Genomic DNA, 16386 nt, shown 5'->3' on the forward strand with positions numbered 1-16386 from the left:
GGGGACGGCGATGAGAACCTTGATCGTGCTCGGAACGCGACCGGAAGCGATAAAGATGGCGCCGTTGGTCAACGTGCTGAAGAAGGATCCGGAGATCGAAACGAAAGTCTGCGTGACTGCGCAGCATCGGCAGATGCTCGACTCGATGCTCGGGTTCTTTCGTGTTCGTCCCGACTACGATCTGGACGTCATGGCACCCGATCAATCCCTTCTGGGGATGACGAGCAAGGCATTGGCAGGCCTTGATTCCGTGTTGAGCGATGCTCGTCCGGACCTGGTGCTGGTACAGGGCGACACATCGACGACGCTCGCCGCGGCGCTATCGGCACATTATCGGCAAATCTGCGTGGGTCACGTGGAGGCAGGACTGCGCACCGGGAATTTGTCAGCTCCGTGGCCGGAGGAGGCGAATCGACGTCTTACGAGCGTTCTGGCGAAGTATCACTTCGCTCCGACATCGTCTGCGCGTGACAATCTTTTGCGAGAGGGTGTTTCGGAGGATCGCATCCACATCACGGGCAATACGGTTGTCGATGCCCTGTTGGAAACCGTGGCCGGCATGCGCGAGGATGTCGCTCAGCGCAAAGCGCTGGATACCCGATTCGCCTTCCTCAATCCGAAAAAGCGCTTGATTCTTGTGACTGGCCATCGCCGGGAAAATCTGGGCGAAGGGCACGAGGCCGTTTGTCTCGCGCTGCTGGAAATCGCGCAGCGGGGCGACGTCGAAATCGTTTTCCCGGTGCACCTCAATCCCAAGGTCAAGCAGCCGGTACATCGACTTCTTGCAAATGCTCCTGGCGTGTTCCTGATCGAACCGCAGGATTACCTGCCGTTCGTTTACTTGATGAACCGGGCAGCACTGGTCATTACGGATTCCGGTGGCATTCAGGAAGAAGCACCGGCCTTGGGCAAGCCGGTACTTGTGACACGCGAGACGACGGAACGCCCGGAAGCCGTTGCGGCCGGTACGGCAAAGATTGTGGGGACGGATTCAGCCACGATAGTTGCGGAAGCAACCAGATTGCTCGACGACCCGGCGAGCTATGCCGCGATGGCGCGAGCGGCGAATCCGTACGGGGACGGCAAGGCTGCGCAACGCATCCGCGATATTCTAGTGAGTACACGTTGAACACCATTTCAATCATCGGTCTCGGCTATATCGGCTTGCCGACCGCAACGCTATTCGCTTCACGCAAACTGAGGGTCATTGGCGTCGATGTATCGCCGTATGTCGTCGATACGATCAACCGTGGCGATATCCACATCGTCGAGCCTGAACTGGACATCCTGGTTCAGGCAGCGGTGGGCGCCGGCTATCTGAGAGCGGCTGCGCACGCCGAGCCAGCGGATGCATTCGTCATTGCCGTACCGACGCCTTTGACGGCGGATCACCGGCCCGATTTGAACTGTATCGAGTCGGCGGCGAAGTCGATCGCTCCCGTGCTTTCCAAAGGCAACCTCGTCATTCTCGAATCGACGTCGCCTGTTGGCACGACGGAAATGTTGGCCAACTGGCTGGCGGAGATGCGCCCCGACCTCAGTTTTCCACAGCAGGTGGGTGACGAATCCGATATTCGAATTGCCTACTGTCCTGAACGGGTTCTCCCCGGGCGCATCGTCCATGAGCTGGTCGTCAATGATCGTGTGATCGGCGGTATGACGCGCGGATGCTCCGACGCAGCCGTCGCACTCTACAAGTCATTTGTGCAGGGTGATTGCATTGTCACGGACGTGCGCACCGCGGAAATGTGCAAGCTGACCGAGAACAGCTTTCGTGACGTCAACATTGCTTTTGCCAACGAGCTTTCGATGATCTGCGACAAGCAGGGAATCGATGTCTGGGAACTCATCAAGCTGGCAAATCGGCATCCTCGCGTGAATATCCTGCAACCCAGTTGTGGGGTGGGCGGGCACTGCATCGCCGTCGATCCCTGGTTCATCGTGGATAGCGCGCCGGATGAATCGACGTTGATCCAGGCCGCTCGTCACGTCAACGACGCCAAGCCGCAGTGGGTCATTCGCAGGGTGAACGAGGCCATTGTCGAGATGACGACGTCCGGCGCCACTCGTGGCGATATCCGCATCGCGTGCCTGGGCGTTACATACAAGGCGGATATCGACGATTTGCGCGAAAGTCCGGCGCTACAAATCGCCGGGATTCTTGCCGAAAGCCATCCCGGCAAGATCATGATAGTTGAGCCGAATCTCGAAGAAATGCCGGAACACTTGGCGACTTTGGGAATGAATCTGGTGACGCTTGATGAGGCACTTTCGCGAGCCGACATATTGGTTTTGCTGGTTGATCACACTGAATTCAAAAGTGTGAAACCTGATCGGATCGATGGAAAGGTACTCATCGATACACGTGGCATTTGGAAGGGCATAAAACAATGATCGAACAAGAAAATTCGACCATCCGGGTCAATGTTGAATCTCGTCTCGAGGCAATGAAAGAGGAGAACGAGATTCTGCTATTGCAGCTTCACCAGGTGCAGGAAGAACTCGAACACCGTTATCGGCAGGAGAGAGCTGCAGAAGACGAGTGGTCGAGCGGGGCATTGGTAAATCGCGGATCGAGCGCGAGCAAGGTCGATGACGAGTTGCACAATGCCTTGGCCGAAAATCAGCGCTTGCGTGCGCTGGTGAACGCGCAGAGAAAGGTCCATCGGCTTGAGAGGGAAAACGCCCTGAATATCAAGCTCGGGAATCTTTTGATTCAAGGCGTCGATTCGCCGAAGACGCTGTTCTCCGTACCTGGTGCGCTTGGGAAGATCTGGCGCAACTATCGTCGCCAGTCGCCCCCCGAAGCGCTCGGCGGGAAGGACTTTACGAAGGTCATTGCCGCGTATGGTGCCGGAGGCTTCGAGGCGGTGGAAAAGCTGATGGCTCGCGACTCGATTTCTCCGGTCACTCGGGCGAACGGCTATACGACGCTCGGGCGTCATCTGATGAATAGCGATCGCGCCGGCGCGGCAGAGGCGGCGCGACGAGCGTACGCGTTGGAGCCGAAGTCCTTTCGACTGAAATGGCTCGCCTTCAGGCTTCATGAGGTGGGCAGTCTCGTCGAAGCGGAGGCCTTGCTGGACATCCTGCCATCGGATACCAAATTCAGCGATTCGGAGGCTCGCCAAGCCAGCCAGTTGCGCCATGAAGCCAAGCAAGCTCGCCAACGCGAAGCGAAGCAGGGTGCCGGATTTTTCGAGCGTCGGGACGAGATCGAGAAGCAACTGGTCAGTCTGGCTCGAGCGCGTGACGAGAGCGCGCAGTTGCTTGCCGAACGCACGCGCGAGGTCGAGGCGCTGACGCGGGTCAATACGCAACTGACGCAGGAAAAGTCCGCGTTGGTAAAGCACCAGGAAACGGCGCTGAAGCATTCTGGCACCCGAGATCGGGAAGTCGATGCGCTTAAACAGGCCAACGCGCGCCTCGAGCGGGAAAAATCTGATCTCGAACAGACGAAATCTGACCTCGAGCGAGAAAAATCCGAGCTTGTGGCTCGTCACGAAAATGCCGTCAGGCAGGTCGCCGAGCGTACGCGGGAAGTTGAAACCCTGAAGCAGGCCGAAATGCGACTGGGGCAAGAGCGCTCCGAGCTCGTCGAGCAGCACGAGAGAAACGTCGAGCATGTCGGCGAACTCTGTCAGGACGTCACCGACCTGACGGAGGCAAAAACTCAACTGGAAGAAGAACTTCTTGCCTCGATCGCAATGCACGAGGAGGTGATCGAGCAGTTGATCGCTTGTAGCCTGGAAGTCGAGTCGATGAAGCAGGCGTGGGCTCAACTGGAACAGGAAAAGCTGTCGGCGCTGGCGCAACACGACCAGATCAGCGCTCAGGTGGCCGAGCGAACAAGGCAGGTCGAAGCGCTCGAGCGGGTCGTGATGCACCTCAAACAGGAAAAGGTGGCACTGGAGGGGCGGCATGAGGCGACGCTCAGGCAGTCGACCGAGCAGGCGCGGCGCGTCGTGGATCTCGAGCGGATGGTCGCGCGGCTGGAGCAGGAAGTAAGGGATCTGACCACGCGGCATCAAGCGGAGATTGCGACGCAGGTGGCCGAACGCGCGCGCGAGGTCGATGTTCTTGCGGAGGATCGGGCACGTCTCGAGCGCGAAAATCTGGCGCTGGTCGCGCAATACGACGACGTCGTCAGGCACGCGATCGATCGCGATCGTGAAATCGAACTGCTCATGCAAGCCAAAGCAGAACTGGAACAACAAAACTCGGCATTGACCACCCAACTCGAAGGTGCCAGCGAGCATGCGGCCGAGCGCTCGCGTGAGCTCGATGCGCTGAAGCAAGCCAATGCCGTATCCGAGCGTGAGCGGCAGACGTTGGCGGTGCGGTATGAGGATGCCGTCAAACAGGAGGGCGAACGCAGACGAGAGATCGAACTTCTGGTTGCAGCCAAAAAGCAGTTGGAAGGTGAAAAGTCGACCTTGATGAGTCAGCATGGCGAGTCCTCCCGACTGGTGACGGAGCACATCGAGCACATCAACGCGTTGCAACAGCAGCTCGAAAATCAGCAGGAGAGCGATGCGGAGTTGAAGGCGCGTCAGAGGATGGTGCAGGAAGAGATGATTCGCGCGGAAGCACAGCTTGAGCTGATCAAGGACATCCTGCTTCGAGAGCCAGAGCTATGAGAAAGAAGTCGGTGAACTTGCGCTACAGGGCACTGGCAAGTCAACGCGTGCGGCCGAACGAAATCGTCGAGATTCGGTCCGAGCAGACCGTCGTGCCTTACGACGAAAATCTGCTCGAACGAGCACGTACCCAGTGGCAGTTTGGTGATTGGCAAAGCCTCGCCCGACTGGAGCGCGCCACCCTGCAACACCATCCCGAGCGTGCAAAGCTGGCCTTGCTCGCGGCATCGGGGCGTCTGCAACTCGGACGATTCGCCGAAGCCAAACTCTATGTGCGGCTCGCTCGGGACTGGGGCGTCAGCGAGCGTCATCTTTGTCAGATCCTCGTCGCCGGCGTGCATAACAGCTTGGGACGTGCCGCTGTCGTAGCAGGGAGTTTCCCCCGTGCATTGAAACATTTCGAATCGTCGATCAGGGTCGGCGCACCCGGGTCGGACAAGGTGTTGTTGACCAAAGCGCGAATCAGTCAACAATGTCAGGAGCTTGGCATGACGTCGACCCATCTCGAAAGTGACGCAAGCGCGGCATTGCGCGGACTGGCTCATTCGAGTTCCGCTTTCGACGTTGTCACGCTGTCAAAGCTCCATCTCGGTGATGCGTGGGCAGGTAACACCATCAATACCGTTATTTTCAGGCATCACGGGATACTGACCCATCTGAACTGGCAGGTTACTGCGTTCTATGTCGATTCCCGGACGCTGCGCATTGTTCGGCGCAATCTGAAGACGGACGCGATCGAGAGCCATGATGTAGAAGGTTCGTACGATCTGAATGACGCGCACAATAGTATTAGCCTCGGCGTTGACCGGAATGGCCATATCCACCTGTGCTACGGGCATCACGCTACGCGATTGCGTTATCGCCGAAGTATCACGGCCAACGACATTAACGAGTGGACGGATGAGCTTCCGATGACGGGCACGTCCGAGGAACGGGTGACCTATCCGACCTTCATTCAGCCGCGTCATGGATTTCCGCTCGTCCTGCTTTATCGTGACGGCGTGCACGATAGCGGAAACGCTCGCCTCAAGGCGTACGACGAACAGACCAAGCGCTGGACGGATCGCCCCTTGCCGATTCTCAGCGGCAGTGAGTCGAAGCCCTGGACGAGCAACGCTTACTGGAACCATCCGGCCATCGGGAACGACGGAAGCTTGCATCTCAGCTTCGTATGGCGCACGCATACGCTCGGTGACGACGATCTCATCAACAATGTGAATATCGGATATGCATGTTCATTCGATAATGGCGCCAGTTGGCAGACGTCAAAGGGTCGAGACTATCAACTTCCGATCACTCAGGTTAATGCTGAAATAATTTGCCCGATCTCGCCCGGAAGTAATCTGATCAATCAGTGCAGCATGGCATTGGACAGCCGAAACCGTCCGCATATTGTTTTCTATGCGGACGATTCGGATGGGGTTCCGCAGTATCAGCATTTGTACTTCGATGGCGCGAAGTGGCGGCATCAGACCATTTCTGCGCGCACTCAGCCTTTTGCATTGAGAGGGAAGGGGACGCTGCAAATTCCGATAAGTCGCCCGGAAGTGGTCATCGATCGATTCGACAATGTATATGTCATCGCTCGCGGAGATCATAGCCGCGGTCGAATGGCTGCGACTTTGCTTGCGGCACCCGATTACATGTGGTCGGAAAAAAACATGCGATTCATTCTGGATGAGGATCTCGGCTTTGCCGAACCAATCATCGATCGAACTCGTTGGGAAAATGAGAGTGTTCTCAGCCTGTTGTTGCAGCGTAACGAGCAGCCGGCGCATGACCTTGACTGCCAGGTTGTGAGCTCTGCAGTCACGTTGTTGGACATCAAATTCACAAATAACTAAATGTGATGAACAAGAATATGAAAACGCCGCTCGCACTTGGCAACGAATACATGCGTTCGGGGAAGTACGAAGACGCCATTCGGAAATATGCCGAGGTGTTGATCACCACGCCCGGGCTCGCCCGGATCGCGTCGACGAACCTCGCTCTCGCGAAGCAAAGATATCGAAAGAGTCGCGAAGAGGCTGGCAGGCCGCGAGTGGGTGTCTGCAGTTGGGAACTCGCACATAATTCGGCGGGGCGAGCCTACACGCTGGCGATGGTGTATGAGCGATTTGCCGACGTGGAGATCATCGGCAGCCTCTTTCCACAGTTCGGGCGGGAGATCTGGGGGCCGATACAGGAAACCGAAATTGCGAAGCACGCAATCCTGGTAGAGGACGAGTCGCGATTTGTCGAGCAGGCTATCGAACTGGTTGTCGCGCATCCCTACGATATCGTGCATCTCTCGAAGCCGCGCGGGCCGAATGTCTTGTTCGGCGCGCTGTACAAGCTGATCTGGGATGCGAAGGTATTGATGGACATCGACGACGAGGAGTTGGCGTTTGTCCAGGCAGAGTCCGCTATCGGCATCGGGGAGTATCTGGACAGGCATCAGCAGTTCCCCAGGTTGAACTTGGCCGGCCAGGACTGGACGCGCATTGCCGTTGGCCTGGTGAATTTGTTCGATGGTGTCACCGTTTCGAACCCTGCATTGCAGAATCGATATGGTGGTCTGATTATTCGTCACGCTCGCGACGAAAATGCCTTTGTTCCGTCGCCGGGGTTGAAGAGCAGGAGCAGGAAAAAATACGGCCTGCCCGCGGACAAGAAAATCGTGCTGTTTTTTGGTACCCCCCGGCCGCACAAGGGGCTGGTTGAGACCGCCGAGGCAATCGCCGAGCTCGGGCGGGACGACGTCCTGTTCGCAATCGTGGGAGACTTCCCGGATCAGTCGCTGAAGGAGACGCTCAAGCAAGTTCGCGGTTGCCAAACGGCGTTCATCGCCAACAAACCATTCGCCGAAATTCCGGCCGTCGTCTCGATGGCTGATGTCTGCGTTTTCCTGCACGACGGTGGGCTGGCTGCGCAGTTTCAGGTTCCGGCAAAGCTTACCGATGCTGTCGGGATGGGGGTCCCGGTACTGGCTTGCGACTCGCCGGCAATGGCGGATCTGTTCAAGTATGACGAAGTCTCGATGGTTTCTATCGACAAGCTTGCACCTGCGCTCGGAGCCGTGTTGGGTGCCGTCGACGGAAACTCGCAGCAGGGCAAGAGGCGCAGCACGCTGTTTCAAGACATCCTGTCCGTGGGGGCTAATGCCGAGGAATTGCGAAACTGGGTGGCGGACCTTCGTTGTTCGAACGATTCGGAAATCGTTCGACTCTTTGGTCATTTGATCAATCGCGGGCGCGAGCGCGAAGCAACCGTCGATACGATTCGGGCGGACCGAGCGGCCAACGACGTGGTGGCGAAGTCGAACGTCAGCCATCGGACCGATCAACCGATGTTCAGGTTGGGAAAGGACGCATTCATGTTGCGCGGACTACGTCCGATGGCCTCGATCGCGATCGTGGCAAACGTGATGAACGACGAAGCGTGGGAGCGTGTGAGAAGGACGCTTCCCATTTTGGGCCACCGACACGATTTGTTTGTACTTGGGTTCTCCGATGTCGAGCACGTCAATTTCGGCAACTTGACCGCATCCGTGACGATCGTTGGTGACGGCGATGGCGAAGGGAACGCCCAGAATTTTCTGCGACTGGCCGGATCGAATGTATTCGATGACTATCAGGCCGTACTGTGGCTTGCGCCCGGCGAGGGTGACGACGAATTGTCGGACGTCGCGAGCCGGGCAGTCGAATTTACGGCGGATTCTGACTGGGGAATACGTGCGAAGCGGTTCGTCTCGCTTTCCAAGGAGGGCGGCAATCATCGTGTGATCGACGGCGTGAAGATTGCACTGTCCCGCATGGGGCTGAGCCTTTCAGACGAGACGGTCACGGTGCCGGTCGGCGCCGAAGTGTGGCTCAAACCTTTGCTGTTGAGAGGGCTGGCTTCGGCGCTCTGGGCGAGCGAGCTTGTCGGCGACAAGAATGCTGCCAACGGGTTTCCGGGACGACCCACTGTTCTGGGCGTGTTGTCCGTACTGGCAAAACTCGGGAATCTGTTTGTTCAGTCAGAAGCGAGAAAAGGCGCTCAAGCGATTCAGCCCGCTCGTCCTCGGACGTTGAAGACGATCGCGTTCTATCTCCCGCAGTTTCATCCGATTCCGGAAAACGATTTGTGGTGGGGGAAAGGTTTCACGGAGTGGACCAACGTCACCCGGGCTCGACAGTTGTTCAGAGGCCATTATCAGCCGCGAGTGCCGACCGAGCTCGGATACTACGATCTGCGTCTCGAGGAAACACAGGTCGCGCAAGCCAAACTGGCCAGCGAGTTCGGGATTCACGGGTTCTGCTACTACTACTACTGGTTCGACGGCAAGAAACTGCTGAATCATCCAATCGAGCAGATGGCTCGATCCAAGAGCGTCGACACGGGCTTCTGCGTTTGCTGGGCCAACGAGAACTGGTCACGGAACTGGGATGGGCAGAACCGGCATGTGCTGATGGAGCAGACCTATACGCTCGAGAGCAATGTCGCGTTGATTCGGGAACTGATCCCGATGATGAAGGACCCGCGCTGGATTCGGTACGACGGCAAGCCGGTGATGATGGTATATCGAATCTCGATCATTCCGAACTGGCTGGAAACCGCTGCTGCGTGGCGAGAGGAGTGCCGGAAGGCGGGGCTGGGTGAGATTCACCTGTGCGCTGTTCGGTTCGGGCTGGAAACGCTGCAAGGTTCCCCGGAGGATTACCGGCTCGATAGTTATGTCCTGTTTCCGCCTCACGAAGCGGAGCGCGTGGATCTGCGTGACAAGGTGCACGACCTGCACAAGAATTTTGGCGGCCAGATCTTCGATTACTCGGCAGTGGTCGAGGGTGATATCGCGAAGTTTGAGGATGGTTATTCGTGGCCGGTTCACCGAGGAACCATGCTGGGTTGGGACAATACCGCTCGCCGCCTGACGGATGCGCGAGTGTTCCACGGAGCGACGCCATATGGCTTCCGTCGCTGGATGCAGCGCATCCTCGAGCAAGAGCAGCGTTTCAACCAAGGCAACGAGTCGCTCGTCTTCATCAACGCCTGGAACGAGTGGGCGGAGGGCACCTATCTTGAGCCAGATCAGCGGTGGGGTCGTTCGTATCTGAAGGCCTTCGCTTCGGCCGCTGAATCGGTCGCTGGAGTTACGCCGCAAGTATTGCCTGCGGGGATCGCGGCTAGTTCGAAAGAAGCGGACGTACTCAAGCTGCCGGAAAATTCGCTTGCGGATACGAAAGACGCCATCACGGACGGAAAGCCGCTGCCTTCGGTTGCCTGGCATGAAGGACAGAGGCAGCCGAACCCTGACTGGCCGACAGTGATGCTCTGTGCGCACATCTCCGGCCATCATCTGTTTGGCGGAGAGCGGAGTCTCCTGGATGTGCTGAGCGCGTTCGCCGAACAATCCGTCAACGTCGTGATGACCCTGCCGTCCGGCGGAAACAAGGCCTACATTCGCGAAATATGTGAGCGCAGCCTCGGTGTGTATTGCTTTCCCTATCCGCAATGGAAGAACAACCGCGCCAGCAAGGCCTGGTTGACGGTGACCTTTGCAGACATCATCGCGCGTCACGCGGTCGATGTCGTGCATGCGAACACAATCGTGCTGCTTGAGCCGTTGGAGGCCGCGACGCGCATGGGCAGGACCCGGGTCGTTCACTCGCGCGAACTGATTTCGCTGGATGACCCTTTGCGTGAACAACTTGGTTTGACGATCAGCGAAATCATCGGGCGTGTATTCGAACGTTCGGATTGGGTGATTGGGAACAGTCGCGCCACGAGTCAATTGTTTTCGCGTCCGGAAAAGACGCTTTACGTACCCAATGCGGTGACGCTGAGCGATTTCGAACTGGGAAACAAGTTCGGTAACACCATCAAGTTCGGCATTGTCAGTTCGAATATTCCGAAGAAGGGTGTTGAAGATTTCGTCGAGGTGGCGCGGCGAGCCGCGGAACGCACACCGCGAGCCCGCTTCGTGGTGGTTGGTCCGGTGAATGCCCAGGTCAAAAAGTGGCAGGAAGAGGTCGCGTCCGGTGCGCGTCCCGACAATCTGATCATTGCCGGCTATGCCGAACATCCGCGCAAGGCGATGTCGGAATTGAACGTGCTGCTCAATCTCTCGCACTTTGCCGAGAGTTTCGGCCGTACGGTTGCCGAGGGAATGGCCGCCCGCCGCCCGGTCATTGCCTATGACTGGGGTGCGCTGGGCGAGCTGGTGCAGCACGGGAAGACGGGCTTTCTTGTGCCTTACCGCGATATCGACGGAGTCGTGGACGCGGTGGTGCGCTTCTGCGAAAACGACAAGCTCGTCTCCGAAATGGGACAGGCCGGACGCATGTTTGTCGAGCAGCATTTCACTCAAGACAATTTGAAGGCCGCGCTTTCCGATGGCTATGCAAAGATCTTCGAGCGTGAGGGTTTGATCGCGACGGGTAACGCACCGGCCGCTGTCGCGGCGCGCGCGATCGGCTATGCAAAGCCGACGACCGTGATTGTGCCGGTCTATAACGCGGTCACTGCCGTTCGCGACTGCCTGCGATCGGTGCTCCAGCATACCGATCTGACTCGGGACCGATTGATCGTGATCGACGACGGGAGTCCGGATCCGGGCATCACGCCGATGCTGGAAGAGTTCGAGGACGTGCCGGGTGTTCTTATTCTCAAGAACAACGTGAATATCGGCTATACCAAGACGATAAATCGCGGGATTCGCGAGGCGGGCGACAACGACGTCGTACTGCTGAACTCGGATACGGTCGTAACGCCGCGCTGGCTCGAGGGGTTGCGGGCCGCCGCCTATAGTCGAGAGAAGGTGGCGACCGTTACCGCGATGAGTGATAACGCAGGAGCGTTTTCATTCCCGAAGTTCAACGAATATTGTCCGCGTCCGCCGCATCTGAGCCACGACGAATACGCACTCCTCGTGACACAAGCAACACAGGCATGTGTTCCGCCGGAAGTGCCGACCGGGTCGGGATTCTGTATGTATATTCGCCGAGCGCTCATTGACGAATGCGGGGCGTTTGACGAGGAGGGCTTCCCGCGAGGCTACGGCGAGGAGAACGACTTCTGCATGCGTGCTTATAAGGCTGGCTGGCGCAACCTGATTTCTCCCTGGTCGTTTGTCTATCACATTCGAACGGCCAGCTTCAAGGGCGAAAAAACGGCATTGGTCAAAGCGGGCGTGGATGTGGTCACCCGACGATATCCGGAATACGCGGGGCTCGTAAAGGCGGCCTTTGCCGGAGTTGAAATGGGACGCGTGCGCGAAGCGGCCGGGGCTGTGATGAGACGCTGAGTGAGCTGCGGTGGCCGCTGACGAAACGTGCGGCTAGGGGGGAGCGCCGCTTCAGGTGGGTTCTTTGTACGGTGCGGCTTTGAGTAATTCGGAGAGGAGGTGGCCTTGGAAACGAAGCAGTTTGCTGTTCGATTGCTGGTCTTGCTGAGTGTCTCGGCATCTTCGGCATCGTGGGCGGCCGAGGCCACTGATGCGAAGTGTGCGGGGATGTCACTGGATCTGACGATAGATCGGGTGTGGGGCGCTTCGCGTGTCAAATTCGATGCACTGGAAGATCAGAAATTTATTTATGTTTCGTACTACGACGCGGATCGATGGTTGTCGGTTGCACAGGTCAATAAATGCACCGGGGAGGTTGCGAAGACGAGGGTTGCATCGCGCTTTGGCGGGTGGGATGCCCACAACTCGATCGTCCTTGCGCTCGACAAGTCGAATCGCCTTCATGTTTCCGGGAATATGCACGCCTCACCGCTTGTATATGCACGAATGGACGCTCCGGACAAGTTGGCCGGTCTTGAAGCGGTTCGGCCGATGATCGGATCAGACGAGGTGCAGGCGACGTATCCCTATTTTTTCCGGTTCATGGATGGTGCATTGGGATTTTCGTACCGCTCCGGGCACAGCGGAGACGGCGAGGAATTTATCAACCGGCTCGATAACTCCGGTTGGGTGCGTTGGACAAATCGCCCGATTTTTGCCCCCACTTCGGAAAAGAAGCCCGTGAATGCGTACCATACGAATTACGTTCGCGGCCCGGATGGCTTCTTCCACGTTGCGTGGGTCTGGCGGGAAAATTACTTCGTCGAAACGAACTTCAACGTGAATTACGCGAAGAGTCGTGACCTCAAGACGTGGCAAAACAGTGCGGGCGACGTCATTCCTTTGCCGATTACACCCAGGACGGCGGAAGTCGTGGACGAGATCCCAGAAAGAAGCGGCCTGTTGAATAACATCCGGCTGGGGTTCGATGAGGCCGGGCGGCCCGTCATCTCATACTTGAAGTTCGATGCAAAGGGGGCGACGCAACTGTTCCACGCCCGCCTTGAAAACGGAATCTGGAAAACGGCGCCGGCAACGCAATGGACCTACCGTTGGGATCCGAGGGGCGGAGGCACCATCAAGGGTGAAATCAACTTCTCGGGCGTGAAGGTGAGTGATGGCCACCTGATCGAACAGGTCAGCCAGCCGGAAATCGGCGCCAAGACACTTGTCTACGACGATAAATCGATGAAGGTGGCGGAGGCGCTTTCTCCCAATGTGTGGAGTCCGTCTCCGGCTGTCCGGAAGGTGAAGGCACCTAATGGCGCAGTGCCCAACGTTCAGGTGGTGAGATTCGAGAACATGGCGGCACATGAATCGAAGGAGAGTCATGTCGTAACGTGGTTCAGCTTGCCGGCCGATAACAGGGACAAGCCGCGAAATTGTGATAACGCCGCCGTCCCGTGCGATTTCACTTCAGATCTGATCTTGCATACGGACCGTAGGTCGCCTTGATGGGTTTTTGGCCTGTCGTGAGCGTCGGATCGGAACGATACTCGCTCGATCCGGAGCTCGGGATTCGATATTTTCGGCTGCTCATATCAAGCAGCCAATGAAATTAAGGGTAGATATAAGAGATGAAAGTTCCTGTGTTTGCCTGTGAGAAACACGCATGAAAATCGCTATCGCCGGCACAGGCTACGTCGGCCTGTCCAACGCCGTCCTGCTGTCGCAGCACAATGAAGTCGTGGCTCTCGACATCGTCCCCGAGAAGGTGGCGATGCTCAACCGCAAGGAGTCGCCGATCGAGGATGCCGAGATCGAGGACTACCTGCGCCACAAGAACCTGAACTTCCGCGCGACGCTGGACAAGGAAGACGCGTACGCCGGCGCCGACTACGTGGTGATCGCCACGCCGACCGACTACGATCCGGACACGAACTACTTCAACACCCGCTCGATCGAGGTCGTCATCCGCGACGTGATGGCGATCAACCCGCGCGCGGTGATGGTGATCAAGTCGACCATTCCGGTCGGCTACACCGAGCGTACGCGCGCGGCACTCGGCACCGACAACCTGATCTTCTCTCCCGAATTCCTTCGCGAAGGCCGGGCGCTGTACGACAACCTGCACCCTTCGCGGATCGTGATCGGCGAACGTTCCGAGCGAGCCGAAGCGTTTGCCGGTCTGCTGAAGCAGGGGGCGATCAAGCAGGATATTCCGACGCTGTTCACGGGCAGCACGGAAGCCGAGGCGATCAAGCTCTTCGCGAATACGTACCTGGCGATGCGCGTGGCCTATTTCAACGAACTGGACACCTACGCCGCGCAGCACGGTCTCGACACGCACCAGATCGTCGACGGCGTATGTCTCGATCCACGCATCGGTGCGCACTACAACAACCCGAGCTTCGGCTACGGCGGCTACTGTCTGCCCAAGGATACGAAGCAGTTGCTGGCCAACTATCGCGACGTCCCGCAGAACCTGATTCGTGCGATCGTCGAGTCGAACAGCACGCGCAAGGACTTCATTGCCGAGAGCATTCTCAAGCGCAAGCCGAAGGTTGTCGGCATTTATCGCCTCGTGATGAAGGCCGGGTCCGACAATTTCCGCGCGTCCAGCATCCAGGGCGTCATGAAGCGCATCAAGGCCAAGGGCGTCGAGGTCATCGTCTACGAGCCGGCATTGCACGAATCGACGTTCTTCAACTCGTCGGTCGTCCACGACCTGGCTGAATTCAAGCGCTCCGCCGACGTGATCGTTGCCAACCGCCTGACCGACGACCTGACCGACGTCGCAGGCAAGGTCTACACGCGCGACCTGTTCGGCGGGGACGCATGATCGGCCAGAAGCCTGGTCACCCGGCGCGCGCGGCGAGCGCGTTGCCGCGCATCCTGTTCTTCAACGTGAACGGCTCGGGCATGGGCCATCTGAACCGTTGCCTCGCGTACGCGCGTCGCATGCGGGGCCGCGCGCGCCCGTTCTTCTTTTCGCTGGCGTCGGCGATCGAGATCATCGAGGAGATGGGATTCGAGGCGGACTATTTCGTTTCCCATTACTGGTCGTCCAGCTCGACGTTCGGCTGGAACAGCGAACTGGCCGTGCGGCTGGGCCTGATGCTGGAGCGGGTTCGCCCGGATGCGGTCGTATTCGACGGAACGTGGCCCTTCAAGGGTTTGCTGACGGCATGCGAAACGTATGGATCGCCCGTCCTCGTGTGGTCCAATCGCGGGCTGCTCAAGGCCGATACCAAGACGGTGCCGGTGGACGAAGCGCTGTTCGATCTCGTGATCCAGCCGGGTGAACTGGGTGCGACCGAAGCACGCGCGTCGCTGACGAACGGCGGCACGCGGCTGTCGGTGCCACCGGTCTGCCTGCTGGAGGACGACGAGTTGCTCGACCGCGCAGCGGCGAGAAACGCGCTGGGCCTGCCGCAGGCCGGTCGCTTCGTCCTCTTTTCTCTTGGCCCGGGCAACCTGAAGGATGTTGCCGGCATCGGGCACGGACTGATCGCCGCGTTCGAGGCGGCCGGGTTCCAGGTGGTCTGGGCGCGGGCGCCCATTTCGGTGCGCGACGTCGAATTGCCGGCCGGTGTGCTGCCGATCTCGGTCTACCCGTTGGCGCGCTATCTGCGTGCGTTCGATGCCTTTGTCGGCGCCGCGGGCTACAACACCTGCTGCGAACTCGTGCAGTCGGGCATTCCCGCGCTGCTGGTGCCCAACGCGCAACTGGTGGACGATCAGGTTCGCCGCGCGCGGATGGTCGCCGACGCGATGCCGGCCGTCGTGTCGGCTTGTGAGACCGAGCAGGAACGCAAGGCGGCCGTCGACGCGCTGCTGGGCGTGTTGCCCGAGGCGGCGCCAGCGCGGTGCGCGGTGCCGATGAATGGCGCGTCGCTCGCGGCGGACGAGATCATCGCCAGGATTGCTGACAAGAGGCGAACGCATTGAGCATCATCGACCAAACCCGGGCCTTGAGGCACGAATTGCGCACGCTGGCGGCGAAGCCCGACTGGACGTTGCTGACGCGCCATGACCTGCTCGCCGGGAAGCCGCCTGCCACGCTGAAGGAGCGCGCGTGGCGCGGCATCAGGCGCGTGCTGGCCACGTTAGGTGTGGTTACGCCTCACGTGACGAACTATCCGTGGCTGCCGACCCTGAAGCACGCGCCGGTTTCGGCCGAAGCGAACACGCTGTTGATCTGGGCGCCGGGTACGGAGCGCGATGCACTGCGCCGTGCGTGCGAAGGCTTTTCCGCGCGACTGAAAGGCAACGATGCGCTGGCGCCGGTACTGGTGACCGACGTGGCCGATTTCGCCTTCTATTCGCGGCTGGGCTGGCTGGTGGAATACCTGCCGGAATTGAGCGGCGACGATCGTTCGTATCGCGAAAGAAAGCGCGCGTATCTCGCGTGGCGCTATCGCGATGCGCGGATCGTGCCGCCGGCCGCGGCGCAGGCCAGCGACGCCGACTGGAAGGCATTGGTGGAAGTGAACTGAA

At 58.8% G+C, this 16386-nt stretch carries 9 protein-coding genes; all 9 read left to right on the plus strand.

The annotated features are described in order from the left end of the window. Positions 1 to 10: 10 nt before the first annotated feature. Positions 11 to 1129 (plus strand): UDP-N-acetylglucosamine 2-epimerase (non-hydrolyzing), encoded by a 1119-nt coding sequence (gene wecB, locus HWX25_RS16425; RefSeq protein ID WP_175909157.1) that lies wholly within the window; start codon positions 11 to 13, stop codon positions 1127 to 1129. Continuing rightward, positions 1126 to 2394: a UDP-N-acetyl-D-mannosamine dehydrogenase gene (wecC, locus tag HWX25_RS16430; protein WP_175909159.1), complete on the plus strand. Its 1269-nt coding sequence runs from the start codon at positions 1126 to 1128 to the stop codon at positions 2392 to 2394. Before wecB ends, wecC begins: the two co-directional genes overlap by 4 nt. Beyond that, positions 2391 to 4640: a hypothetical protein gene (locus HWX25_RS16435; RefSeq protein ID WP_175909161.1), complete on the plus strand. Its 2250-nt coding sequence runs from the start codon at positions 2391 to 2393 to the stop codon at positions 4638 to 4640. The genes wecC and HWX25_RS16435 overlap by 4 nt, the downstream gene beginning before the upstream one ends. Beyond that, entirely contained in the window at positions 4637 to 6484 is a 1848-nt protein-coding gene (locus HWX25_RS16440) for a BNR repeat-containing protein (protein ID WP_175909163.1), read from the plus strand. Before HWX25_RS16435 ends, HWX25_RS16440 begins: the two co-directional genes overlap by 4 nt. 17 nt (positions 6485 to 6501) lie before the next feature. Beyond that, positions 6502 to 11907, plus strand: coding sequence for a glycoside hydrolase family 99-like domain-containing protein (locus tag HWX25_RS16445; RefSeq protein ID WP_175909165.1), 5406 nt, complete (start codon positions 6502 to 6504; stop codon positions 11905 to 11907). A gap of 105 nt (positions 11908 to 12012) precedes the next feature. Beyond that, positions 12013 to 13401, plus strand: a complete 1389-nt coding sequence (locus tag HWX25_RS16450; RefSeq protein ID WP_175909167.1) for a BNR repeat-containing protein — start codon at positions 12013 to 12015, stop codon at positions 13399 to 13401. Positions 13402 to 13558: 157 nt separating this feature from the next. After that, positions 13559 to 14728: a nucleotide sugar dehydrogenase gene (locus HWX25_RS16455; RefSeq protein WP_059689028.1), complete on the plus strand. Its 1170-nt coding sequence runs from the start codon at positions 13559 to 13561 to the stop codon at positions 14726 to 14728. Positions 14729 to 14769: 41 nt separating this feature from the next. Beyond that, positions 14770 to 15837: a glycosyltransferase gene (locus tag HWX25_RS16460; protein ID WP_208457045.1), complete on the plus strand. Its 1068-nt coding sequence runs from the start codon at positions 14770 to 14772 to the stop codon at positions 15835 to 15837. Then, positions 15834 to 16385 (plus strand): hypothetical protein, encoded by a 552-nt coding sequence (locus HWX25_RS16465; RefSeq protein WP_175909171.1) that lies wholly within the window; start codon positions 15834 to 15836, stop codon positions 16383 to 16385. Before HWX25_RS16460 ends, HWX25_RS16465 begins: the two co-directional genes overlap by 4 nt. The last annotated feature ends 1 nt before the right edge of the window (position 16386 follow it).

The organism is Burkholderia sp. BCC1640 (assembly GCF_902833125.1).
Taxonomy (GTDB): Bacteria; Pseudomonadota; Gammaproteobacteria; order Burkholderiales; family Burkholderiaceae; genus Burkholderia; species Burkholderia diffusa.

What these genes read in the sequence shown, in the direction of transcription:
- wecB (WP_175909157.1), top strand. Translation starts at nt 11, where the DNA reads ATGAGAACCTTGATCGTGCTCGGAACGCGACCGGAAGCGATAAAGATG.
- HWX25_RS16435 (WP_175909161.1), top strand. Translation starts at nt 2,391, where the DNA reads ATGATCGAACAAGAAAATTCGACCATCCGGGTCAATGTTGAATCTCGT.
- HWX25_RS16440 (WP_175909163.1), top strand. Translation starts at nt 4,637, where the DNA reads ATGAGAAAGAAGTCGGTGAACTTGCGCTACAGGGCACTGGCAAGTCAA.
- HWX25_RS16445 (WP_175909165.1), top strand. Translation starts at nt 6,502, where the DNA reads ATGAAAACGCCGCTCGCACTTGGCAACGAATACATGCGTTCGGGGAAG.
- HWX25_RS16455 (WP_059689028.1), top strand. Translation starts at nt 13,559, where the DNA reads ATGAAAATCGCTATCGCCGGCACAGGCTACGTCGGCCTGTCCAACGCC.